The organism is Pseudomonas sp. Tri1 (assembly GCF_017968885.1).
Taxonomy (GTDB): Bacteria; Pseudomonadota; Gammaproteobacteria; order Pseudomonadales; family Pseudomonadaceae; genus Aquipseudomonas.
The window spans coordinates 1,871,589-1,896,498 of sequence record NZ_CP072913.1 but is presented as its reverse complement, the minus strand read 5'-3'; the positions used below and the strand labels follow the sequence as shown (position 1 = coordinate 1,896,498).

The following is a 24,910-nucleotide window of genomic DNA, read 5'->3' as shown; positions in this document are numbered from 1 at the left end:
TTTATGCATCGAAGAAGGGTTTCGTGGACTGCAAAGCACAGGTCGTCAATACTTCGACGATACGCTTTACAGTGTGACCGTCACCATAGGGATTGACAACATTACGGCTCAGCTCTTGGAATGATGGAGACGATGCTTTGGCGATCGCTTCCTGGATGGCCAGAACGTGAGCCGGACAATGCAGCACCGACTCAGCAGCCAAACGCCCTCGCTGACGAATCCCGATATCAATGGAAGGGACCCCCATGCTGGGGGCTTCAATGATACCGCTAGAGGAGTTGCCAACCACTATCAGGGCATGCTTCAACGCACTGTGATATCGCCTGAAACCCAGCGATGCGATGGCCTTGACCCGTTTTGGATACCTGCTGGCGTAAGCCTCGATCAACGGTATTATGGTCCGTCCGCCGTTATCAGAATTAGGGTAGGTAATGATCACTTGATGATTGGGAAACTGATCAAGGGCAGCCAGCAATGAGGTGAATGACTGCGCCGGGTCCTCTCCTTCCAATGTGACTGGATGGTAGGTGACCAGAAAAAAAGGAGCATTAAGTTCAAACTCGAGGCTATTGCTCAACTCCTCGTAACTCATCACAGGACTGCGATTGAAATGCTCCAGGCCTATGGCACCGACGTTGAAAACCCGATCAGGTGACTCGCCCAACTGAATTACACGCTTGCGATAGACATCCGTCGCCACGAAATGCAGATAGGACATTTTGGTGATGCTATGTCGTATTGCGTCATCGTAAGCCCCTTCAGTCACTTCGCCCCCGTGAAGATGAGCGATAGGGATTCTCATGATCATCGCAGACTGAGCGATGGCCAAGGCCTCATAGCGATCCCCAAGAATGACTAAACAATCAGGCTTAAGTCGCTCAAGCGCATCGGCAAACCCCAGCAGTCCAACCCCCATGGACTTGACAACACCCACAGCACTATCGGAAGACAACAGCATTTCCACTTTGGCGTCTATATCGAAACCATCTTGGGCAATGGCTTTCCAGGTATCACCGAATTCGGGCGACAAATGCATGCCGCTGACAATCAGTTGCAAATCGACCGAAGGGGACGCTTTCAACTCCTTGAGGAGCCAGTACAACAGCCCATACTCAGCCCGCGTTCCAGTGAACACAGCAATCCGCCGCTTCATACGATTGCGCTCGGCACAACACTGCTTGGCAGGTTGACGACTCTAGCTTCGAGCCACTCGGCGTTGCTCAGATCCCCTTTGAGGCAAGCGGCATAGGCTGGCAATTTGTTCATCAATGCCCAGATAGGTCGAGTCATCACATTTTGCGCGTTGGTAGCCTTGAGCAACTCATCACGCTGCTGCGCACCCTCGCAGATGACTGCATTGAGCCAGTAATTCGAACGACACTCTGGTGGTTCTTTGAAGAAGACCAGGCCCGAGCCGTCAAGCTCGCGCTCATAGAACGCAGCTAATTGACGTTTAACTGCAATAAAATGATCCAATTGCTCAAGCTGCGCGCACCCTAGCGCGGCGTTGAGATTGGGCAGTCTATAGTTGTATCCGACCTCGTCATGCCGGAACTCATAGGCATGGCTAAGCTTGGCGGTGGTTGTGAGATGCTTTGCTCTTGCCCCTATTTGGGCATTGGTCAGGATCATACCGCCGCCGCCAGTCGTGATGACCTTGTTACCATTGAAACTCAGAGTGCCCAACGCACCGAAGGTACCCGTATGGCGCCCCTTGTAAAGGCTGCCAAGCGACTCGGCTGCGTCTTCGACTAGCGTCAACCCCCAGCGCGCGCAACATTCAATCAGCGTATCGAGCTCGACGGGATGACCAAATGTATGCATGGGCAAACATGCCTTTATGATCTTGTCATTGACCTTGGCCCGACACCGACCATCGACATCGCGGTAGGCATTCTGCGACAGCCAGCTCTCCAGCGCATGAGGAGACAAGCCCATCGTATGCAGGTCGACATCCACGAAAACTGGTTCGGCTCCACAGTAAGCGATAGCGTTGCAGGTCGCGACAAAGGTTAACGGTTGGGTAACCACCAGATCGCCGGGCCGAACGTCTGCAAGTAGCAGAGCCATGTGCAACGCAGCCGTGCCATTGACCGTGGCGACCGCACGCTCACTGCCAGTGAAGAGCGCCATACGATTCTCGAATTGATCAACGAAAGCACCGACACTCGAGACGAAAGTGGATTCGAGGGTGGCGTTGACATACTCCCGCTCTTTACCGGCAAAAACCGGTGCGTGCAAAGGAATAAACTCCGTCGTCCCGAAGTATTCGCGAATGAACCGAATCAGAGAATCGTACATATCATCCCTCACACATTGTAAATATTGGCTTTGTACTTGGACAGATTTTCAGGACGAACCAACCATTCGATAGTCTTCTCCAAGCCCTGACGAATCGAGTAGTCAGGTTTAAAACCAGTTAACCCTTGAATTTTGGTGTTATCACACCACAGACGAAATACTTCCGATTTTTCCGGGCGCAGGCGCTGATCGTCGACGAGGAACTCAACATCACTGCCCATGATTTCCTTGATCAGGCTCAGCGTGTCGCCCACTGAAATTTCAAAGTTCGAACCAATATTGACCGTCTGACCAATAGCCTCGTCGCAATTGGCCAATGCCAAGAAACCACGACAGGTGTCCAAGACATAGTTGAAGTCCCGAGTTGGCGACACATCACCCAGCTTGATCTGCTTCATCCCACTAGCAATCTGGGTAATGATTGTGGGGATCACAGCGCGTGCCGACTGGCGGGGGCCGTATGTATTGAACGGTCGCGCGATGGTCAGCGGCAAATTGAACGCGTTGAAGAAACTCATCGCCATGGCATCAGCGCCAATTTTGGACGCACTGTAAGGGGACTGCGCTTGGAGGGGGTGATTCTCGTCGATAGGGACATATTGAGCCGTACCATAAACCTCACTGGTTGAGGTATGGATGACACGCGACACACCATTTTCCAGAGCAGCCTGGCAAATGTTCAAGGTGCCCTTAACATTTGTATCGACATAGCTATCGGGGGCTACGTAGGAATAAGGAATAGCTATCAGCGCCGCCAGGTGATAGACAATATCGACATCTTTCGTGAGGTATTTACAGAAGTGTGGATCCCTGACATCACCACTGACCACCTCAATCGCTTCTCGGCAATTGACATCTTCCAGCCACCCCCAACTATTAAACGAGTTGTACTGGGACAGAGCTTTTACTTGATAGCCTTCTTGCACCAACAACTCAACCAAGTGCGAACCAATAAAGCCATCAGCACCCGTCACCAAAACTTTTTTCACTTTCCACCTCAGTACTAGTTGAGTATTTAAATTCAGCGCTGGCCGCTACGGCGAGGCGGTTTTCTGATGCTCTCATCAAAGCTGAAGGCGCATCTTCGCTGAGTTTGGCACGCTACCGCCTCAGGATGTGCGGTGCCCCCTGAAAACGCAATATCTATCAGGCAACCCAAGCTGCATTAGGCCAGTCGTCTTGTGTTAGGCTTTTGATCGGTAGGCTCATTCGCTGATGGCACAAAAATAGCAAATCATATAGGCATCACTTAATTAGGGTTTCCGACGCCTAAATCCGCTCACCGCACAACTGCAGCAATTAGAGTCATAACGCCATCACCCCTAAAACAAACCAACATACCGACAACCTGACGTACGAGCTCAAAAAACAAAAGAAGCCGCTAGCGTTGAAATCTATCACTCACTGAAAGATCACTCAGCCATGACAAGTCTACAAATCACAAACAAGCGACTGCCTCTTCTCGGGCCGCAAACATACAAGTGGTAGTAAACGACTTCATCTACTTAACCGAGTCACGATTCAAAACAAATCGCACAAGGGCAATAAATACCCCCAACATAAGACCCGCAATAAGCCCCAACATCAAGATCATACTTTTTACCGGTTTAATAGGGCTTTCCGGCACCTTAATACTACCATCCTGCCGATAAACCGAAATGCTCTCGGGGTCGACATTCAACTTACGATAGAAACCGTATCGCATCTGAAGCGAGCGCAAATCCGATATAAAGGCATCATCGGAAGCCCTAGTCTCCAGCGCTTTAACTTCCGCCGCCAGCGCTTTACTACCGCGCTGATAATCCATTTTATTTCCCGTATCTACGGTGATATCTACCGCAGCAGACGAATTTATTGTCGGAGTAGTCAAGCCGATCGCCTCGGCAATCTCCAACGCCTCACGCAGTTGTTCAATCCGATCTTCGCGTATCCGCTGCGAAGTTTCGCGCAAGCTGATAATCCTCTGCTCCAGATTCCTTGCCCTGACGGATGCTTCGGTCGTGACATTCTTGATCAGCTCTAACTCGGCAGCTTCACTGGCGCGCTGGACATAAACTTTTGCCCATTCCGTCACCCGAATAGGATCACCGCCTTGAACCGTAATTGAAAAACGATCCGAAGCGTCCTTACCCCCCCCTTTTATGACCAACTCTCGGGAGAAACGCTCGTACAAACCGTCGAGCGCCCCCTTGCGTTGAGACTCATCAAGCGAGGGAAGATAGACATCATTGAAGAATTTTTGACGGAGGGATTCACCCAGAAGGTTTCGAACAAATACGTCATACACTTGCTGGATGGAATAGAGCTCCAGCTCAGAGCCTTTCCCGCGACCATAATTGAGCTCAGCAATACCGTTCTGCGTCGGAGGTATGATAAAAAGCTTGGCCTCATAAACGGGCTTGCTGAGGAACGCATAGGTGGCCGCGCCAGCCGTGACCAAAATAGCGACACCAAGAATCAACCACACTTGCGCCCAAAGCCCGCGCACAAGCGCAATCAAATCGATCTCATCCGCGCCACGGCTGTCAACACGATTACTTTGCATGGGTAGCCTCGCCTTCTTCTTCTGAGACTGCACTTGCAAAAATACAGAGCGCATTAAAAGGCAAGACCCCGAGGGATACAGCGGAAAGCTGAGTTAGATTAAACACGAACAAAACGCACCCAAAGTCAGAAAAAATTGTAGACAGTGATCCTTACCGAGACTCCTGGGCTCACACATCCATTATTTAAACCGTCGACGCACATCCATGAACCACTTGAGCAACGGCCCAAGGATCATACCAGCGAGAAGCGCCGCCAGCACGAAAACCGAAACCGGAAGCTGCGGCGCCGACCAGCCCAAGAATAACAGCGTAGCAGGCTGGTTATTCTCAAGCACGAACAGAACAATAGTTGCTGCCGCAAGCAGCGCAAGCACAACCAGCATCAGGCGCTTAAAATTCCGCATGAATCCCCCTTTTGCATCGAGTCTCCTTTAAAACTCATCACCCTCCTCCTCATTCACACGATCCCTGAGCTCCTTGCCCGGCTTGAAATGAGGAACGAACTTCCCATCAAGGCTGACGGACTGGCCGGTTTTTGGATTGCGACCTACTCGCGGGGCGCGGTAGTGGAGGGAGAAGCTGCCGAAACCACGGATCTCGATACGATCTCCCGTAGCCAGGCATTGGGACATTTGCTCAAGCATGGTCTTGATAGCCAGCTCCACATCCTTGGATGAGAGTAGCCCTTGATGGGTGACAATTCGTTCGATCAACTCCGACTTCGTCATATTTTTCCCTTCTTTTTCAAGCAGCTAGGAAAATCGCTTGAAAAGGTTTTAGCATGGTCGGAGGGATTTGAACAGCCCAAGTATTGACATTCTTCATTACCCCCTTGCAGGCCCTTCCCATGCAGGCAGCATGACTTTCCTCATGCTATCGACAGATCACCAGCATCGTGCGAGTCAGGTAACCTGCCGGATTGAAACCAAAGGGATATTGATCTTCATCCTTCGCATCGTCAGAGCGGGTAATGACCTTGTAACCTGCTCCCTTGCACTCCCTTGCAGCGCGCTTACGGCACTTCTCCCAACCGGACCCCAACCCTGAGCAATCGACCTCGATACCGCTGACACCACGCACTGCGTGGGTCTTGGCGCTTGTAGAGCAACCCGCTAGCACCAGGACGGCCAACACCAGATAGAACTTGTTCATTCAGATCCTTTAGGTAGAGAGCCAGGACCGATTACGCACACAAGCCAGAGCCCCGAAGAGATTATTGATCTGTTTCATAAAAGAGACAGCCAGGCTGAGCGGTTGGTTTCGTAGCGTCTCGAATGATCGCAACTCTGCGGCGTTTACGGGAGTCGGAAAATTCTGAAATATCGCAGGCACAAAAAAGGGCGACCGAAGTCGCCCTTTTTCTATGGTCTGACAGAACTCAGTTCTGTTTTTCCATTTGTGCACGCAACAGGTCGCCCAGAGTGGTAGGACCAGGAGCAGCAGTGTCCGAAGCTGGCTTGTCGCGCAGGCTCTGGATTGCTTCTTTCTCTTCTTCAACGTCTTTCGACTTGATGGAGAGCTGGATTACGCGGCTCTTGCGGTCAACGCTGATGATCTTGGCTTCTACTTCTTCGCCTTCTTTCAGGACGTTACGCGCGTCTTCAACGCGGTCACGGCTGATTTCGGAGGCTTTCAGAGTCGCTTCGATATCGTCGGCCAGGGTGATGATGGCGCCTTTAGCGTCAACTTCTTTCACGATGCCCTTAACGATTGCGCCTTTGTCGTTCTCTTGAACGTACTCGGAGAACGGATCGCTTTCCAGTTGCTTGATACCCAGGGAAATGCGCTCGCGCTCTGGGTCAACCGACAGGATAACGGTGTCCAGCTCGTCGCCCTTCTTGAAGCGGCGTACGGCTTCTTCGCCCACTTCGTTCCAGGAGATGTCGGACAGGTGAACCAGACCGTCGATGCCGCCGTCCAGACCAATGAAGATACCGAAATCGGTGATCGACTTGATGGTGCCGGAGATTTTATCGCCCTTGTTGAACTGGCCAGAGAAGTCTTCCCATGGGTTGGACTTGCACTGCTTGATGCCGAGGGAGATACGACGACGCTCTTCGTCGATGTCCAGAACCATGACTTCCACTTCGTCGCCGACTTGTACGACTTTCGAAGGGTGGATGTTCTTGTTGGTCCAGTCCATTTCGGAAACGTGTACCAGGCCTTCAACGCCTTCTTCCAGCTCAGCGAAGCAGCCGTAGTCGGTCAGGTTGGTAACACGAGCGGTGACGCGAGTGCCTTCTGGGTAACGGGCTTTGATAGCAACCCATGGATCTTCGCCCAGTTGCTTGAGGCCCAGGGAAACACGATTGCGCTCGCGATCGTACTTCAGAACCTTGACATCGATCTCGTCGCCAACGTTGACGATTTCCGAAGGATGCTTGATACGCTTCCAGGCCATGTCGGTGATGTGCAGCAGGCCATCGACGCCACCCAGATCGACGAATGCGCCGTAATCGGTGAGGTTCTTGACGATACCTTTGACCTGTTGGCCTTCCTGCAGCGATTCCAGCAGAGCTTCACGCTCGGCGGAGTTCTCGGCTTCCAGGACACTGCGACGGGAAACGACAACGTTGTTGCGCTTCTGGTCCAGCTTGATGACCTTGAATTCCAGCTCTTTGCCTTCCAGGTGCGTGGTGTCGCGCACTGGACGGACGTCAACCAGGGAACCTGGCAGGAACGCACGGATGCCGTTAACGTCGACAGTGAAGCCGCCTTTAACCTTACCGTTGATAACGCCCTTGACCACTTCCTCAGCTGCGAAAGCCGCTTCCAGAACGATCCAGCATTCAGCGCGCTTGGCTTTTTCACGGGACAGCTTGGTTTCACCAAAGCCATCTTCAACCGAGTCCAGCGCAACGTGAACTTCGTCACCGACGTTGATGTTCAGTTCGCCAGCGTCGTTGTAGAACTGCTCAAGCGGGATGAGTGCTTCAGACTTCAGACCAGCGTGAACGGTTACCCAGCGAGCTTGGTAATCGATATCAACGATAACACCGGTGATGATGGAGCCTGCCTGAAGGTTCAGGGTTTTCAGGCTTTCTTCAAAGAGTTCCGCAAAGCTTTCGCTCATTTTAATTCCTGTTGATTAGGGCGAAGAATACGCCCGCCTCCACACCCCAGACAGTGTGGGTTAGTTTCATATAAAAGAAGCACCGCAGGACTATGACTGGTCCCCTGCGGAGCTTCCTGGTCACCCGGCGATATCGCGAATGGCGATCTCGCTCATGATGCGTTGCAACACCTGATCGATGGACAACTCCGTGGAATCCAGCTGTATCGCGTCAGCCGCCGGCTTGAGCGGGGCTACTGCGCGCTGGGTGTCACGCTCGTCGCGTGCACGGATCTCATCTAGCAGACTCGACAGACTAACATCCTCGCCTTTGCCCTTCAACTGCAAATAACGGCGACGCGCCCTCTCCTCCGCACTGGCGGTGAGAAAAATCTTCAGCGGCGCATCGGGAAACACTACCGTGCCCATGTCGCGACCGTCGGCCACCAGCCCTGGTGGCTCCTGGAAGGCGCGCTGGCGTTGCAGCAACGCCTCGCGCACCGCCGGCAGCGCGGCGACCTGGGAAGCACCGGCACCGACACTTTCGGTGCGGATGACATCGCTGACTTCATCGCCCTCCAGAATGATGCGCTGCAACTGACCGTCGGTCGCCGCGATGAACTGCACGTCCAGATGCGCGGCCAGCGCCTTTAGCAACTCTTCGTTGGTCAGATCGACGCCATGATTGGCGGCGGCGAATGCCAGCAGCCGATACAGGGCACCCGAATCGAGCAGGTTCCAGCCCAGTTGCCTGGCCAGGATCCCGGCGACGGTGCCCTTGCCCGAGCCGCTTGGGCCATCGATGGTGACGACCGGTGCCTTGATATTCACGACTGCGCCTCTTGTGCCACTCGAATACCGACCTGAGCGCACAGCGCCAGGAAGTTCGGGAACGACGTTGCGACGTTGGCGCAATCATGGATGCGAATCGGCGCACTGGCGCGCAACGACGCAACACTGAAGGCCATGGCGATGCGATGGTCTCCGTGGCCATGGACTTCGCCGCCGCCGATCTGGCCGCCGTCGATGATAATGCCGTCCGGCGTGGGCTGGCACTTGACGCCCAGGGCGAGCAAGCCATCCGCCATCACCTGGATGCGATCCGACTCCTTGACCCGCAGCTCTTCGGCGCCGGTCAGCACAGTGCGCCCTTCTGCGCAGGCAGCCGCCACGAACAGCACCGGGAATTCGTCGATGGCCAGCGGGACCAGCGCCTCGGGAATCTCGATACCCTTGAGTTTAGCTGCTCGTACGCGCAAGTCTGCTACCGGTTCGCCGCCGACTTCACGCTGGTTTTCCAGGGTGATGTCAGCGCCCATCAGACGCAGGATGTCGATCACGCCGGTACGGGTCGGGTTGATGCCGACGTGCTCGAGCACCAGGTCAGAACCTTCGGCGATCGAGGCGGCCACCAGGAAGAACGCCGACGACGAGATATCGCCCGGCACTTCAATGTGGGTCGCGGTCAATTTGTTGCCGGACTCGACGCTAGCCGTGGCACCGTTGACCGTGACCGGGTAGCCAAAGCCACGCAGCATGCGCTCGGTGTGATCGCGGGTCGGAGCCGGCTCGGTGACGGTGGTCTTGCCTTCGGCATAGAGGCCGGCCAGCAGCAGGCAGGATTTCACCTGGGCGCTGGCCATCGGCATGGTGTAGGTCAGCCCCTTGAGCTTGTGGCCACCGCGAATGGTCATCGGTGGACGGCCGTCAGCCGCGGTCTCGATGACCGCGCCCATTTCCCGCAGTGGGTTGGCTACGCGATTCATCGGGCGCTTGGACAGCGAGGCGTCACCGGTCAGGGTGCTGTCGAAGTCCTGCGCGGCCAGCAGGCCGGACAACAGGCGCATCGAGGTACCGGAGTTACCCAGGTAGATCGGGCCCGGAGCAGGCTTGAGGCCGTGCAGGCCGACACCATGGATGGTCACGCGACCGTGGTGCGGGCCTTCGATGACCACGCCCATGTCACGAAACGCCTGCAGCGTCGCCAGGGCGTCTTCGCCCTCGAGGAAACCTTCCACCTCGGTCACACCTTCGGCCAGGGAGCCAAGCATGATCGAACGGTGGGAAATCGATTTATCGCCCGGTACACGAATACGCCCACTCAGGGAGCCACCAGGTTGTGCCAGGAAAATCAGATCGTTGGAGTTCATAGCGTCCACATAGGCCCGACGGGCCAGGATTTTACTGAAATGCTCGCGGGCCACCCTGGCGCGTGTGAAAACGCCCAGCAATTGGTGCCCGTCCCCAGCATCGACCGCGTCGCGCAAGGCGTCGAGATCGCTGCGAAATGTATCGAGTGTGCGCAGGACAGCTTCGCGGTTAGCGAGGAAGATGTCGTGCCACATGACCGGGTCGCTTCCGGCGATTCTTGTGAAATCGCGGAAACCGCCGGCAGCGTAACGGAAGATCTCAAGATTTTCATTGCGTTTGGCCAATGAATCCACCAGACCGAACGCCAACAGGTGCGGCAAATGGCTGGTAGCGGCCAACACTTCGTCGTGACGCTCGACCTGCATGTGCTCGACATCGGCACCCAGTTCGCGCCACAAACGGTCCACCACCGCCAGCGCAGCCGGGTCGGTCTGCTCCAGCGGCGTCAATATCACTTTGTGACGACGAAACAGCTCCGCGTTGGAGGCTTCCACCCCACTCTGCTCGGAGCCGGCGATCGGATGCCCGGGCACGAAGCGCGCTGGCATGCCGCCGAAGGCTTCGGCGGCAGCACGCACGACGTTACCCTTGGCGCTGCCGACATCCGTGAGAATGGCACTCCCCAGATCCATGGCAGCCAGGCGCACCAGCAATTTTTCCATGGCCAGGATCGGCACCGCCAACTGGATCACATCGGCACCCTGGCAAGCGATTGCCAGGTCATCCTCACAGCGGTCGACCACCCCCAGCTCCACCGCCAACTTGCGCGACTGCGGATCCAGATCGACACCGACCACCTCACGGCACAGGCCGCTTTCACGCAAGCCCTTGGCAAACGAACCGCCGATCAACCCCAGGCCCACCACCACCAGGCGACCGATCATAGGGGCAGCAGGTTGCAGTGAAGTGACATCAACCACGAGCCAGGACCTTGCTCAACGCCTCGAGGAAACGGCTGTTTTCTGCTGGCAGGCCAATGGTGATACGCAGGTGGTTCGGCATGCCGTAATTGGCCACCGGACGCACGATCACGCCTTCACCCAGCAAGCCCTGGAATACCGGCGCGGCGACACGCCCGACATCGACGCAGATGAAATTGCCTTTCGATGGAATCCAGCTCAGGCCCAACTCACGGAACCCGGCTTCCAGTTGCTGCATGCCGGCCTCGTTAAGACGGCGGCTTTCGGCCAGGTAGGCGTCATCCTGCAATGCAGCGCAGGCGGCGGCCAGGGCGAAGCTGTTGACGTTGAACGGCTGACGCACGCGATTCAGCACATCGGCCACCACCGCGGTGGACAGGCCATAGCCGACTCGCAGCGAGGCCAGGCCATAGGCCTTGGAGAACGTACGCGAGACCAACAGGTTCGGGTAGGCAGCCAGGAAATCCAGGCCATCGGGCAAGTCGCTGCCTTCGGCGTACTCGATATAGGCCTCGTCCAGCACCACCAGCACGTGCTCGGGCACATCCTGCAGGAAGTCATCCAGGGCCTGGGCGTCGAACCAGGTACCGGTCGGGTTGTTCGGGTTGGCAATGAAAACCACACGGGTGTTGGCGTCGATGGCGGCCAGCATGGCTGGCAGGTCATGCCCCCAGTTCTTGGCCGGAACCACACGGGCGTCCGCGCCGACGGCCTGGGTCGCGATCGGGTAGACCGCAAACGCGTGCTCGCTGAACACCGCATTGAGCCCCGGCGCCAGGTAGGCACGCGCCACCAGTTCGAGAATGTCATTGGAACCGTTGCCCAGGGTCACCTGGTTCAGCTCCACGCCACAGCGTTCGGCCAGCAGGCTCTTGAGCGAGAAGCCGTTGCCATCAGGGTAACGGGTCAGCTCGGCCAGCTCGTCGCGGATCGCCGCCAGCGCCTTGGGACTCGCGCCCAGCGGGTTTTCGTTGCTCGCCAACTTGACGATGCTGGCCGGGTCCAGGTCCAGCTCGCGGGCCAGTTCGTCCACAGGCTTGCCTGGAACGTAAGGCGAGAGTTGTTGCACGCCTGGCTGTGCCAGAGCGAGGAAGTTGCCACTCATTTGCTATCCGCCCTTAAAGAACTGCCTTGGGGTAGGAACCCAGCACCTTGAGTGCCACTGCTTCCTGACTGATTTTCTCGAGCACACCTTTTACCAGCGGATCGCGGTGGTGGCCGACGAAATCGATGAAGAACACGTAGGTCCATTTACCGCTGCGCGACGGACGGGTCTCGATCCGCGTCAGATCGATACCGTTGTCGTGGAACGGCACCAGCAATTCGTGGAGCGCACCAGGCTTGTTGCTCATGGAGACGATGATCGAAGTCTTGTCGTCGCCGGTCGGCGGCACTTCCTGGCTGCCGATCATCAGGAACCGCGTGGAGTTGTCCGGGCGGTCCTCGATTTTTTCGGCCAGGCGGGTCAACCCGTAGAGGCCGGCCGCCATGTCGCCAGCAATCGCCGCCGAGTTCCACTCACCCTTGACCCGCTTGGCCGCTTCGGCGTTGCTCGATACCGCCACGCGCTCGACGTTCGGATAATGGGCGTCCAGCCACTTGCGGCACTGGGCCAGGGACTGGGCGTGGGAATAGATCCGGCTGATGCTGTCGGTCTTGGTGTTCTCGCCGACCAACAGGTGATGGTGGATACGCAGCTCGACTTCACCGCAGATCACCATGTCGTGCTCGAGGAAGCTGTCCAGGGTGTGGTTGACCGCGCCTTCGGTGGAGTTCTCCACCGGCACCACGCCAAAATTCACCGCCCCGGCCGCCACTTCGCGGAAGACTTCGTCGATGGCCGCCATCGGCTTGCTGATCACCGCATGACCGAAATGCTTCATGGCCGCAGCCTGGGTGAAGGTGCCCTCCGGCCCCAGGTAGGCGACTTTCAGCGGCTGCTCAAGGGCCAGGCACGAAGACATGATCTCGCGGAACAACCGCGCCATTTCTTCGTTGCCCAACGGCCCCTTGTTGCGTTCCATGACGCGCTTGAGAACCTGCGCTTCACGCTCAGGGCGATAGAACACAGGCACTTCGCCTTCGGCCAGGGAAGCCATCTTCACCCGGGCGACTTCCTGGGCGCAGCGCGCACGCTCGCTGATCAGCTCCAGGACTTTTTCGTCCAGGGCATCAATGCGCAGGCGCAGCGCCTTGAGTTCTTGCTCAGACATCAGCCATGTTCCTTCTCGAACTCTGCCATGTAGGCAATCAACGCATTGACTGCGTTGATGTCGACGGCGTTGTAGATGGAGGCGCGCATGCCACCGACCGAACGGTGGCCCTTGAGGTTCAGCAGACCGCGCTCGTCGGCACCGGCCAGGAATGGTTTGTCCAGACGATCATCGGCCAGGCGGAACGGCACGTTCATCCATGAACGGTCAGTCTTGTTGATCGGGTTGCTGTAGAGGCCGCTGGCATCGATGAAGTCATACAGCGTGCGCTGCTTCACTTCATTGAGCTTGCCGATGGCTTCGACACCGCCCTGTTCTTTCAACCACTCGAACACCAGGCCCGACAGGTACCAGGCCAGGGTCGGCGGGGTGTTGTACATCGAGCCGTTGTCGGCCGCGACCTTGTAGTTGAGCATGGTCGGGCACAGGGAACGGGCGCGACCCAGCAGGTCTTCACGGATGATGCTGACCAGAATGCCGCTCGGGCCGATGTTCTTCTGGGCTCCGGCGTAGATCATGCCGAAACGGGAGATATCCACAGGCCGCGACAGAATGTCCGAAGACATGTCGGCCACCAATGGCACGTCGCCAGTTTCCGGGATCCAGTTGAACTCCAGGCCGCCAATGGTTTCGTTTGGCGCGTAGTGAACGTAGGCCGCGTCCTTGGACAGGTTCCACTCGTTCTGGCCCGGAATGGCGAAATAGTCGTAGGGCTTGGCGGTGGCGGCAACGTTGACGTGGCCATAACGCGAGGCTTCTTCGATGGCTTTCTGCGACCAGATACCGGTATCGATGTAGTCGGCCTTACCGCTTTCGGGCAGCAGGTTCAGCGGAATCTGGGCGAACTGCTGGCTGGCGCCGCCCTGCAGGAACAACACCTTGTAATTGGACGGGATGTTCAGCAGATCACGCAGGTCCTGCTCGGCCTTGGTGGCAATGGACACGAACTCATCACTGCGATGGCTCATTTCCATGACGGACAGGCCCTTGCCATGCCAGTCGAGAAGTTCACCCTGGGCACGTTTCAGGACCGCTTCAGGCAACGCCGCCGGGCCGGCACAGAAGTTATAGGCTCTCTTGCTCACATCCAATCTCGCTCTGATCTGGTGGTCACATACATCTTGTGTTCTGCACATAGGGCCCAATGTGGGAGCGAGCTTGCTCGCGATTGCAGTGTGTCAGTCAATATCAATGCTGCTGACCCACCGAAATCGCGAGCAGGCTCGCTCCCACAAAGGGCGGAATGCGCAGTGTCGCAAATTTTCAAACGGGACAAACAACAAGGGGGCGAATCTTCATCCGCCCCCTGCGTGTCCGCTTAGTCCTGCGGTTCTTCTTCGTCAGCGGCAGCGTCGAGCGGTTGATCGCCGGTCATGTCATCGACATCGGCGCCAAGGGTGCCGTCAAACGCCACGCCTTCCTCGCCTTCCAGCTCCTCGCCTTCGACTTCCGATGGTTCCTGGACCCGCTCGAGCCCGACCAGCGTTTCGTCATTGGCCAGCTTGATCAGTGTCACACCCTGGGTGTTACGACCCAGGCTCGATACTTCGGCAACTCGCGTGCGCACCAGGGTGCCCTGGTCGGAGATCAACATGATCTCTTCGCCATCGAGCACCTGGACAGCGCCGACCAGACGACCGTTACGCTCGTTGCTGACCATGGCGATCACGCCCTGGCCGCCACGCTTGTACTCAGGGAACTCGCTGATGGCCGTACGCTTGCCATAGCCACGCGCCGAAGCGGTGAGGATCTGGCTGCCTTCTTCAGGGATCAGCATGGAAATCAGCTTCTGACCTTCCGGCAGGCGCATGCCTCGTACGCCGCGGGCGGTACGGCCCATGGCGCGAACGTCGGATTCCTTGAAGCGGGTGACCTTGCCGCCGTCGGAGAACAGCATGACTTCGCGCTCGCCGTCGGTGATGGCGGCGGAAATCAGCACGTCGCCTTCGTCCAATTCGAGAGCAATCAGGCCAACGCTACGCTGACGACTGAAGGATTCCAGCGGGGTCTTCTTCACGGTGCCTTTGGCGGTGGCCATGAAGATGAAGTGACCTTCGGTGTACTCCTCCACCGGCAGCATGGTGGTGATGTATTCGTCACTGTCCAGCGGCAGCAGGTTGACCAGCGGACGACCGCGCGCCGCACGGGACGCTTCAGGGATTTCGTAGGTCTTGAGCCAATACACCTTGCCCTTGCTGGAGAACAGCAACAGCGTGGTGTGGCTGTTGGCAACCAGCAGGTGGGCGATGTAGTCCTCGTCCTTGACGCCCGTAGCCGACTTGCCTTTGCCACCGCGACGCTGGGCCTGGTAGGCGGCCAGCGGTTGGGTCTTGGCGTAGCCGCCGTGGGAAATGGTCACCACGCGCTCTTCTTCCGGGATCATGTCACCCAGGGTCAGGTCCAGGCGCGCATCGAGAATCTCGGTGCGACGCACATCGCCGTATTCGGCGCGGATCACTTCCAGCTCTTCGCGGATCACTTCCATCAGGCGCGTGGCGCTGTTGAGGATGCGGATCAGCTCGCCGATCTGGTTGAGGATCTCCTGGTACTCGGCCAGCAGCTTCTCGTGTTCCAGACCGGTCAGGCGGTGCAGACGCAGTTCCAGGATGGCCTGGGCCTGTTCCGGGGACAGGAAGTACTTGCCCTCGCGCAGGCCGTATTGCGGGTCGAGGTTCTCCGGACGGCACGAATCGGCACCGGCACGTTCGACCATCGCCACCACCGCGGTGGACTCCCAAGGTGTGCTGATCAGCGCTTCCTTGGCTTCCGACGGCGTTGGCGAGGCCTTGATCAGGGCGATGACCGGGTCGATGTTCGACAGGGCAACAGCCTGGCCTTCGAGGATGTGACCGCGCTCGCGCGCCTTGCGCAGTTCGAACACGGTGCGGCGGGTGACCACTTCGCGACGGTGACGCACGAAGGCTTCCAGCAGGTCCTTGAGGTTCAGGATCCGCGGACGACCATCGATCAGCGCCACGATGTTGATACCGAACACCGCTTGCAGCTGGGTCTGGGCGTAGAGGTTGTTGAGGATTACCTCAGGCACTTCGCCGCGACGCAGCTCGATCACGACGCGCATACCGTCCTTGTCGGACTCGTCACGCAGCTCGGTGATGCCTTCGAGTTTCTTCTCTTTCACCAGCTCGGCGATCTTCTCGATCAGACGAGCCTTGTTCAGCTGGTACGGCAGTTCGGTGATGACGATCTGCTGGCGGCCACCGACCTTGTCGATGTCTTCGATGGTCGATCGGGCGCGCATATAAATGCGGCCACGGCCGGTGCGATAGGCTTCGATAATGCCGGCACGACCGTTGATGATCGCGGCGGTCGGGAAGTCCGGACCGGGGATGTATTGCATCAGCTCATCGACCGTCAGCTCGGGATTGTCGATGAGGGCCAGGCAACCGTCGATGACTTCACCGAGGTTGTGCGGCGGGATGTTGGTCGCCATGCCCACGGCGATACCGCTGGAGCCGTTGACCAGCAGGTTGGGGATACGGGTCGGCATGACCGCCGGGATCATTTCGGTGCCGTCGTAGTTCGGCACCCAGTCCACGGTTTCCTTGTGCAGGTCGGCCAGCAGCTCGTGGGCCAGCTTGGTCATGCGCACTTCGGTGTATCGCATGGCCGCGGCGTTGTCGCCGTCCACGGAACCGAAGTTGCCCTGGCCGTCTACCAGCAGGTAGCGCAGGGAGAATGGCTGGGCCATCCGCACGATGGTGTCGTACACGGCGGTGTCACCGTGGGGGTGATACTTACCGATCACGTCGCCGACGACACGGGCGGATTTCTTGTACGGCTTGTTGAAGTCGTTGCCCAGCTCGCTCATCGCGAACAGCACGCGCCGGTGCACGGGCTTCAAGCCATCGCGCGCATCCGGCAGCGCCCGCCCGACGATTACGCTCATTGCGTAGTCGAGGTAGGACTGTTTCAGCTCGTCTTCGATATTGACCGGGAGGATTTCTTTGGCCAGTTCGCCCATGAGAAGCCTGATTCCTTTTTCTGGTGAAACCTCGTCACATCCAGATGGGACGAACGAAGCTCGCCGCTGCAGAACAAGTGCCATGCAGCGACTTACGACAAATCAACGAGTTATGCCATGGATCTGCGCAGTAAAGGCTACCTCGCGAGGCAGCCCTGGAAACCGCCGGATGTTATCACAAGAGCCGCCACGCACCTATCCCCCTGATGCGCATGGAGCATAGTTAGTTGACCGGTGACAGGCTGATAGAGGACGAGAGGGGCTCAGAGACGCTGCGAATGAAGATTTTCGCCCCGATTCAGGCTCATTTGCTGGCTTTGCGGGCCTCATCGCGAGCAAGCTCGCTCCCACAGGAGACTGTGCATGCCTGAGATTCGGGTCACAACACGAACCAATGTGGGAGCAAGCGTGCTCGCGAAGGCGGCAGATCAGACACTGAAAGCCTTCAGTGCAACCGCTTGCGACACATCAACTGCGCCATTTTCGCCGTGTCTGGCCGTTCGACAATGCCCTTCTCGGTAATGATGGCGTCGATCAGGTCCGCCGGAGTGACGTCGAACACTGGGTTGAACGCTTCTACATCCGCCCCGACCCGTTTGCCGCCGACTTCCAGCAGCTCGCGCCCGTCGCGTTCTTCGATCGGAATGTCGTCCCCGCTGGCCAGGTTCATGTCGATGGTCGAACTCGGTGCCACCACCATGAAGCGCACCCCATGGTGCATGGCGCAGACCGCCAGTTGATAAGTGCCGATCTTGTTCGCCACGTCACCGTTGGCGGTGATGCGGTCGGCGCCGACGATCACCCAGGTCACGCCTTTGGTTTTCATGATGTGGGCGGCGGCGGAGTCAGCGTTGAGGGTCACCGGGATGCCTTCGTTGGCCAGCTCCCACGCGGTCAGGCGCGAGCCCTGGAGCCATGGTCGGGTTTCGTCGGCATAGACACGCTCGACCATGCCTTCGAGGAACGCACCGCGAATCACCCCCAGGGCCGTGCCGAAACCGCCGGTGGCCAGGGCGCCGGTGTTGCAGTGGGTCAGGATGGCCTGGGCGTTGCCCTGATGCTTGCGGATCAGGTCGACCCCAAGCTGGGCCATGGTCAGATTGGCTTCGCGGTCGCTTTCATGGATGGCGATGGCTTCGGCCTCAAGGGCAGCCAATGGCTCGGCGTGCTCTTTCAAGCGCACAAGCCGCTCACGCATGCGGTCCAAAGCCCAGAACAGGTTCACCGCTGTCGGCCGGGAATCGGCCAGCAAGGCGAAATCGGCTTCCAGCGCCGCCTGCCAGTCACCCCCTTCGGCCACTCTGGCCCGTGCGGCCAGCACTACGCCATAGGCGGCGCTGATGCCAATGGCTGGCGCGCCACGTACCACCATCGAACGAATGGCCTCGGCTACACCAGCGGCGCTGGTGTAGCCGATCCAGTTTTCCTCGAACGGCAACACACGCTGATCCAGCAGGTACAGGGCACCATCCCGCCAATCGATGGCCTTCACTTTCTCCGCAGCCAACAGTCGATCGCGCATCCCTCACCCCGCACTCATGAACAAAAGCCGCCGATTATAGCGATCCCTCCGCGAAGACGCTCGGGTATACTTCGCCATCCTTTATAACCCATGGAACCGTTCCACGATGCCCAAGCCTGCCGTTGCGCTCGACTTATTACTGCTGCCGACCTGGTTGGTGCCTGTCGAACCCGCCGGTGTGGTGCTCAAGGATCATGGCCTGGGCATTCGCGACGGCTGCATCGTGTTCATCGGCCCGCGGGCCGAAGCCCTGAAGTGCAATGCCACCCAGGTCCGCGAGTTACCGGGCATGCTGCTCAGCCCGGGCCTGATCAACTCCCACGGCCACGCGGCAATGACTTTGTTCCGTGGCCTGGCCGACGACCTGCCCTTGATGACCTGGCTCGAACAGCACATCTGGCCGGCCGAAGCCAAATGGGTCGATGAAGATTTCGTGCGCGATGGCACCGACCTGGCAATCGCCGAACAGATCAAGGGTGGCATCACCTGCTTCTCTGACATGTACTTCTACCCCAAGGTTGCCAGCGAACGCGTACACAACAGCGGCATCCGCGCGCAAATCGCCATTCCGATCCTCGATTTCCCCATCCCCGGCGCCGCCAGCGCCGACGACGCCATTCGTCAGGGCATCGAGCTTTTTGGCGACCTCAAGCACCATCCACGGATCAAAGTCGCATTCGGCCCACATGCGCCCTACACCGTGGGCGACGAGAACCTGGAGAAAATCCGCGTGATCGCCGAGGAGTTGGACGCGGCGATTCATATGCATGTTCATGAAACCGCCTTCGAAGTGCAGCAGGCTGTGGATAACACCGCTGAGCGGCCGCTGGCCCGACTGGGACGGCTAGGGCTTTTGGGGCCGCGCTTTCAAGCCGTGCACATGACTCAGGTCAGCGATGAAGACCAGGCCTTGCTGGTAGAAAGCAACTGCAGCGTGATCCATTGTCCGGAATCGAATTTGAAGCTGGCCAGCGGCTTCTGCCCGGTCGAGCGTTTGTGGCAGGCCGGGGTCAATGTGGCGGTCGGCACCGACGGTGCAGCGAGCAACAACGATCTGGATTTGCTCGGCGAGACGCGCACCGCCGCATTGCTGGCCAAGGCTGTCGCCGGTTCGGCCACGGCCCTGGACGCCCACCGGGCGTTGCGCATGGCCACGCTCAATGGCGCCCGGGCGCTGGGCATCGAAGCGACGGTCGGCTCCCTGGAAGTCGGCAAGGCCGCCGACCTGGTGGCCTTTGACCTGTCTGGCCTGGCCCAGCAGCCGGTCTACGACCCGGTGTCGCAACTGATCTACGCCACGGGCCGCGATTGCGTGAAACACCTGTGGGTGGCCGGCAAGCCGTTGCTGGAAGATGGCCGGCTGACCCGCCTGGACGAGTCGCAACTGACCGCCACGGCCCAGGCCTGGGGTCGTCGAATCAGCGGCCATAACGAATAACCCGCCCCTGGAGCCACGGCTCGGGGCACACGATTTTTCAAGCTTTTCGAGGATCTGCACATGAGCAACGTTGACCACGCCGAAATCGCCAAATTCGAAGCCCTGGCCCATCGCTGGTGGGACCGTGAAAGCGAATTCAAACCGCTGCACGACATCAACCCGCTGCGGGTCAACTGGATTGACGAACGGGTCAATCTGGCCGGCAAGAAGGTCCTCGACGTCGGCTGTGGCGGCGGCATCCTCAGCGAGGCCATGGCCCAGCGCGGAGCGAGCGTAATGGGCATCGACATGGGCGAAGCGCCGTTGGCGGTTGCGCAGTTGCATCAACTGGAGTCCGGCGTCAGCGTGGAATACCGGCAGATCACCGCCGAGGCCCTGGCCGAGGAAATGCCCGGGCAGTTCGACGTCGTCACGTGCCTGGAAATGCTCGAACACGTGCCGGATCCGTCATCGGTCATCCGCGCGTGCTTTCGCATGGTCAAGCCCGGCGGCCAGGTGTTCTTCTCCACAATCAACCGCAACCCGAAAGCGTACCTGTTCGCCATCATCGGCGCTGAATACATCATGAAGCTGCTGCCGCGCGGCACCCATGACTTCAAGAAATTCATCCGGCCCTCCGAACTGGGCGCCTGGAGCCGCATGGCCGGGCTGACCGTCAAGGACATCATCGGCCTGACCTACAACCCACTGACCAAGCACTACAAGCTGGCCGCCGACGTGGACGTCAACTACATGATCCAGACCCTGCGCGAGGAGTAAGTCGATGCGTCTCAAAGCGGTTCTCTTCGACATGGACGGCACGCTGCTCGATACCGCGCCGGATTTCATCGCCATCTGCCAGGCCATGCGCGCCGACCGCGGCTTGCCACCGATGAATACGCAGCACATTCGCGACGAGATTTCCGGCGGTGCCCGGGCGATGGTCGCGGTGACCTTTTCCATGGATCCGGAGTCACCGGGGTTCGAGGAACTGCGCCAGGAGTTCCTCGACCGCTACCTCAAGGGGTGCGCGGTCCACAGCCACCTGTTCGACGGCATGGCCGAGGTGCTGGCCGATATTGAAGCGGCAAACCTGATCTGGGGCGTGGTCACCAACAAGCCGGTGCGTTTCGCCGAGCCGATCATGCAGCAGTTGGGCCTGGCCGAGCGCTCGAAGGTGCTGATCTGCCCTGACCACGTGAAAAACAGCAAACCGGACCCGGAGCCCTTGACCCTGGCGTGCAAGATGCTCGACCTGGACCCGGCCAGCGTACTGTTCGTGGGCGACGACCTGCGGGACATCGAGTCCGGGCGCAGCGCCGGTACCAAGACCTGTGCAGTGACCTACGGCTACATCCACCCGGACGACAACCCCCGACACTGGGGCGCGGATGTGGTCATCGATCACCCCTCGGCGCTGCGCAAAGTGCTGGATAACGCGTTGTGCGGTTGCTGAGCTGACCGCACTCACTGTTGTCGCCGCTTTTGTGGCGAGGGGATTTATCCCCGCTGAGGCGCGAAGCGCCTCTGCTACAGCATCAGGCCAACGTGCAAAAATTTGGGGCTGCTTGGCAGCCCAGCGGGGATAAATCCCCTCGCCACAGATCAATCCCTTCGCCACATGCGCGCATCAGCGCGCATTTGTTCTGTTTCGTGAGGTTTTTTATGTTTGAGTATTCCGCCCGTCCCGACCTGCTCACTGGCCGGGTCATCCTGGTCACCGGTGCCGGTCGCGGTATCGGGGCTGCTGCCGCCAAGGCCTACGCCGCTCATGGCGCCACCGTGCTGTTGCTGGGCAAGACCGAAGCCAACCTGACCCAGGTCTACGATGAAATCGAAGCGGCCGGCCATCCGCAACCGGTGGTGATCCCATTCAACCTCGAAACCGCCCTGCCCCATCAATACGATGAACTGGCGGCCATGATCGAAACCGAGTTCGGTCATTTGGACGGCCTGCTGCACAATGCCTCGATCATTGGTCCACGCACGCCGCTGGAGCAACTGTCTGGCGAGAACTTCATGCGGGTGATGCATGTGAACGTCAACGCCATGTTCATGCTCACCAGCACCCTGCTGCCCCTGCTCAAACTCTCCAAGGACGCGTCGGTGGTGTTCACTTCCAGCAGCGTCGGGCGCAAGGGGCGGGCGTACTGGGGGGCTTACGGCGTGTCCAAGTTCGCCACCGAAGGGCTGATGCAGACCCTGGCCGACGAAGTCGACACCGTCGCCCCCGTGCGCGCCAACAGCATCAACCCAGGCGCGACCCGTACCAGCATGCGCGCCCAGGCCTATCCAGGGGAAAACCCGCTCAATAATCCAACACCTGAAGCAATCATGCCGGTCTACCTGTACCTGATGGGGCCGGACAGCACCGGCATCAACGGCCAAGCCTTCAACGCGCAATAACTGCCCTTCTCTGCGTCGCGTCGATTTACCGTCACGACGCAGACTTTCTTGGTGCTCAGCCAGGCGAAACGCCAAGTCGATGTCGCCCAAATGCTGACGCGGCGTTCGCACCTAATGGCCAATTATTTGATTTACCTAGGTTTTTATTCTAATGAACTGAATGGCACGACTTTCGCTCTAAATATCCTCAAACACGCCATGTTCGGCGGGGAACGGACGTTGAGACGAGTCTTACGCCTGACAGGGAAAGCGGACTAAACTCAAATCAGATGTCCTACGGGGCTGAAGGACCAGTACGACGCGCCACCTAAAGCCGCATCACCCAGCCCGGCAGGACAGATTTAGCTTAGGGGCTAACGCCAAATGAAAACGCCCACCCAGATCAACGCGATAGACTTCGACAGCGCCAAGTTGCAGCGCCTGGGCTTCGCCCAGCCGTCGCCGCTCGTGCCACGCTCGGTCAGCCTTTCGCAATTGCGCCAGCAACTGGGCCAACAATTGCAGACCAGCCTGGAGCCACAACGCATCCTGGGCCTGTTTTTCCGGGAAGTTCAGCGCTTGGTGCCCCTGGACGCACTGGCCTACCAGCACAAGCCCAGCGATCTGCGTCTCGAATTCGGTCAGCGCGGACATCACACCCTCAGCTACACCCTCAGCCATGAAGGCGAACACTTGGGCGAGCTGGTATTCCGTCGCAACCAACGCTTCACCGAGGCAGAACAGAGCGACCTCGAATCGGTGCTCTCGACGTTGCTGTATCCGCTGCGCAATGCCCTGCTTTACCGAGCCGCCACCCAGAGCGCGCTGCGCGATCCGTTGACCGGCACCGGCAACCGCATCGCCATGGACCAGACCCTGGTGCGTGAAATCGACATGGCCAGGCGTCATTTGCAACCCTTGTCCCTGCTGATGCTCGACATCGATCATTTCAAGCGCATCAACGACAGCCATGGGCATGGCGTCGGCGACGAGGTGCTCAAATCCGTTGCCGAGTCGATCAAGAATCAGTTGCGCAACGTCGACATGGTGTTCAGGTTCGGTGGCGAAGAGTTCCTGATCCTGCTCTCCAACACCAGCCGCGATGCCGCGGCCCTGGTCGGTGAACGCCTGCGTTATGCCGCCCAGGTACAGGATTATTTCGCCGCAGGGACACGCATTGAACTGACGGTCAGCCTGGGTTGCGCGACCCTGCTGCCAGGGGAATCAGCCGAAAGCCTGTTGCGACGGGCCGACAGCGCACTGTACGTGGCCAAGCGCGAGGGACGTAACCGGTTGGCGATGGCGGGCTGACACAGACGCCAAGCACACCGAAATCCCTTGTGGGAGCGAGCTTTGCTCGCGCTAGGGCCAGCACATCCAACATCCCCACAAACTGACCCACCGCTATCGCGAGCAAGCTCGCTCCCACAAGGGAGTGGCGGTGGGCATGGATCTGGAGATCAGCCAAAACAACAGTGGGAGCGAGCCTGCTCGCGATAGCGGTCTAGCAGTCAACCTCCCCGTCGACTGTCAAACCTCTTCGCGAGCAGGCTCGCTCCCACATGGGTTGTGGCTATCTGTAGCGGTGGAAATCAGCTTCCGGCCAGCGCCAGGCGCTCACGGGCCGAAGAAGATTTGCCCACAGACTCAGACTGCTCCAGTTGCATGCAGCGCTCCAGGAACAGGTACATGTAGTCATAACTCTTGCACACGGCCTGGCGCAGCTCCATTTGCAAGGCTTTGCTTGGGTTCATGCCTGCCAGGGTGCAGATGATTTCCAGGGCTTCCCAAGGGTGGGCGTCATCGTACTGGGCGTGCATTTTCAGCCATTTCATGGCCCGTTTGCGGTCTTCCTCGGCGAAAGCCGAGGCATAGACGCCGGTGGAACACACCAGCGCCGACCACTCCCCGGTTGCCCCCTCGATCGCATAGTTGGTCGCGGCGATTGCCACGATCAGCGAGTCCGACGAGCTGGTATGCCAGCACCAGTGGCTCAACGCATGCAGCTCCGGCGGCACCTGCTGTGCTTGCAGATCTTCCAGGGTCACGCCATGGGCGGCGGCCCAGTTCACCCAGTAATCGGCATGGTTGAGTTCGACACGAATATTGCGCATCAACCAGCGACGCGCCATGTCCTCGCCGGGATGTCGGGCAAAACGGGTCTTGGTGAGGTTTTGTGCCATGTATAAAGCGAACTGTTCAACGACCGGCCAACCACCGATGAGATAGTGGCGCATGGTCCTGGCGCTGAGCTTGTTGTCTCGCATGCGCTGATACAGCTCGTGTTCGACAACCCGGCGTTTGCTCTCGCTGCAATCGGTAATGAGCTGTTGTGCCCATTGCGGATAGCTTTTGGCGTCCATGAGCGGGCCTGTTCGGTTGAATGTGTCGATCACTGTCGGGCTCCTTTTGATTGTGATT

21 protein-coding genes are annotated in these 24,910 nt (G+C 58.6%); 5 read left to right on the top strand and 16 right to left on the bottom strand.

Features of this window, described 5'->3' with window-relative positions:
- Nucleotide 1 precedes the first annotated feature (1 nt).
- The 15 genes from neuC to mtnA all read right to left on the bottom strand — a co-directional run bounded on the left by neuC (nt 2) and on the right by mtnA (nt 18,687).
- Nucleotides 2-1,153: a UDP-N-acetylglucosamine 2-epimerase gene (gene neuC / locus J9870_RS08420; protein WP_210643489.1), complete on the bottom strand. Its 1,152-nt coding sequence runs from the start codon at nt 1,151-1,153 to the stop codon at nt 2-4.
- Nucleotides 1,150-2,301, bottom strand: coding sequence for a LegC family aminotransferase (locus tag J9870_RS08415; protein WP_210643488.1), 1,152 nt, complete (start codon nt 2,299-2,301; stop codon nt 1,150-1,152). Before J9870_RS08415 ends, neuC begins: the two co-directional genes overlap by 4 nt.
- A gap of 8 nt (nt 2,302-2,309) precedes the next feature.
- Nucleotides 2,310-3,290: an NAD-dependent 4,6-dehydratase LegB gene (locus tag J9870_RS08410; RefSeq protein WP_210643487.1), complete on the bottom strand. Its 981-nt coding sequence runs from the start codon at nt 3,288-3,290 to the stop codon at nt 2,310-2,312.
- Nucleotides 3,291-3,802: 512 nt separating this feature from the next.
- On the bottom strand, nt 3,803-4,846 hold the full coding sequence (locus tag J9870_RS08405) for a Wzz/FepE/Etk N-terminal domain-containing protein (protein WP_210643486.1): 1,044 nt from the start codon (nt 4,844-4,846) through the stop codon (nt 3,803-3,805).
- Between the two features lie 180 nt (nt 4,847-5,026).
- Nucleotides 5,027-5,251 carry a LapA family protein gene (locus J9870_RS08400; protein WP_210643485.1) on the bottom strand — a complete coding sequence of 75 codons (225 nt, stop codon included), beginning with the start codon at nt 5,249-5,251 and terminating at the stop codon, nt 5,027-5,029.
- Between the two features lie 27 nt (nt 5,252-5,278).
- Entirely contained in the window at nt 5,279-5,575 is a 297-nt protein-coding gene (gene ihfB / locus J9870_RS08395; RefSeq protein WP_003183877.1) for an integration host factor subunit beta, read from the bottom strand.
- A 145-nt stretch (nt 5,576-5,720) separates the two neighbouring features.
- Nucleotides 5,721-5,999 carry a hypothetical protein gene (locus J9870_RS08390; protein WP_210643484.1) on the bottom strand — a complete coding sequence of 93 codons (279 nt, stop codon included), beginning with the start codon at nt 5,997-5,999 and terminating at the stop codon, nt 5,721-5,723.
- A gap of 226 nt (nt 6,000-6,225) precedes the next feature.
- A complete protein-coding gene (rpsA, locus tag J9870_RS08385) occupies nt 6,226-7,920 on the bottom strand; it encodes a 30S ribosomal protein S1 (protein ID WP_210643483.1) in 1,695 nt (564 codons plus the stop codon).
- Nucleotides 7,921-8,040: 120 nt separating this feature from the next.
- The gene (gene cmk / locus J9870_RS08380; RefSeq protein WP_135844356.1) at nt 8,041-8,730 is read right to left on the bottom strand and encodes a (d)CMP kinase; all 690 of its coding nucleotides are present in this window, start codon (nt 8,728-8,730) and stop codon (nt 8,041-8,043) included.
- Nucleotides 8,727-10,934, bottom strand: a complete 2,208-nt coding sequence (locus J9870_RS08375) for a bifunctional prephenate dehydrogenase/3-phosphoshikimate 1-carboxyvinyltransferase (protein WP_246883139.1) — start codon at nt 10,932-10,934, stop codon at nt 8,727-8,729. Before J9870_RS08375 ends, cmk begins: the two co-directional genes overlap by 4 nt.
- Before the next feature lie 28 nt (nt 10,935-10,962).
- Entirely contained in the window at nt 10,963-12,075 is a 1,113-nt protein-coding gene (hisC, locus tag J9870_RS08370) for a histidinol-phosphate transaminase (RefSeq protein WP_210643481.1), read from the bottom strand.
- A gap of 13 nt (nt 12,076-12,088) precedes the next feature.
- Nucleotides 12,089-13,183: a prephenate dehydratase gene (gene pheA / locus J9870_RS08365; RefSeq protein ID WP_003199233.1), complete on the bottom strand. Its 1,095-nt coding sequence runs from the start codon at nt 13,181-13,183 to the stop codon at nt 12,089-12,091.
- A complete protein-coding gene (serC, locus tag J9870_RS08360) occupies nt 13,183-14,268 on the bottom strand; it encodes a 3-phosphoserine/phosphohydroxythreonine transaminase (protein ID WP_003199231.1) in 1,086 nt (361 codons plus the stop codon). The genes pheA and serC overlap by 1 nt, the downstream gene beginning before the upstream one ends.
- 233 nt (nt 14,269-14,501) lie before the next feature.
- Complete coding sequence (gyrA, locus tag J9870_RS08355; protein WP_210643480.1) at nt 14,502-17,165, bottom strand: DNA gyrase subunit A; 2,664 nt, start codon at nt 17,163-17,165, stop codon at nt 14,502-14,504.
- Nucleotides 17,166-17,610: 445 nt separating this feature from the next.
- Nucleotides 17,611-18,687 (bottom strand): S-methyl-5-thioribose-1-phosphate isomerase, encoded by a 1,077-nt coding sequence (mtnA, locus tag J9870_RS08350; RefSeq protein WP_210643479.1) that lies wholly within the window; start codon nt 18,685-18,687, stop codon nt 17,611-17,613.
- A 106-nt stretch (nt 18,688-18,793) separates the two neighbouring features.
- Between mtnA and J9870_RS08345 the strand changes: the two genes are divergently transcribed.
- The 5 genes from J9870_RS08345 (at nt 18,794) to J9870_RS08325 (ending at nt 23,800) form a co-directional block, all read left to right on the top strand.
- A complete protein-coding gene (locus J9870_RS08345) occupies nt 18,794-20,125 on the top strand; it encodes a TRZ/ATZ family hydrolase (protein ID WP_210643478.1) in 1,332 nt (443 codons plus the stop codon).
- Nucleotides 20,126-20,185: 60 nt separating this feature from the next.
- A complete protein-coding gene (gene ubiG / locus J9870_RS08340; RefSeq protein ID WP_210643477.1) occupies nt 20,186-20,884 on the top strand; it encodes a bifunctional 2-polyprenyl-6-hydroxyphenol methylase/3-demethylubiquinol 3-O-methyltransferase UbiG in 699 nt (232 codons plus the stop codon).
- 4 nt (nt 20,885-20,888) lie between these two features.
- Nucleotides 20,889-21,560 (top strand): N-acetylmuramic acid 6-phosphate phosphatase MupP, encoded by a 672-nt coding sequence (mupP, locus tag J9870_RS08335; RefSeq protein ID WP_210643476.1) that lies wholly within the window; start codon nt 20,889-20,891, stop codon nt 21,558-21,560.
- Nucleotides 21,561-21,769: 209 nt separating this feature from the next.
- Nucleotides 21,770-22,510: a YciK family oxidoreductase gene (locus tag J9870_RS08330; RefSeq protein WP_210643475.1), complete on the top strand. Its 741-nt coding sequence runs from the start codon at nt 21,770-21,772 to the stop codon at nt 22,508-22,510.
- Between the two features lie 363 nt (nt 22,511-22,873).
- Nucleotides 22,874-23,800 carry a GGDEF domain-containing protein gene (locus J9870_RS08325; protein ID WP_210643474.1) on the top strand — a complete coding sequence of 309 codons (927 nt, stop codon included), beginning with the start codon at nt 22,874-22,876 and terminating at the stop codon, nt 23,798-23,800.
- Nucleotides 23,801-24,081: 281 nt separating this feature from the next.
- On the opposite strand, the gene J9870_RS08320 is transcribed toward J9870_RS08325, so the two are convergent.
- The gene (locus tag J9870_RS08320; RefSeq protein ID WP_210643473.1) at nt 24,082-24,885 is read right to left on the bottom strand and encodes an iron-containing redox enzyme family protein; all 804 of its coding nucleotides are present in this window, start codon (nt 24,883-24,885) and stop codon (nt 24,082-24,084) included.
- Nucleotides 24,886-24,910 lie beyond the last annotated feature (25 nt).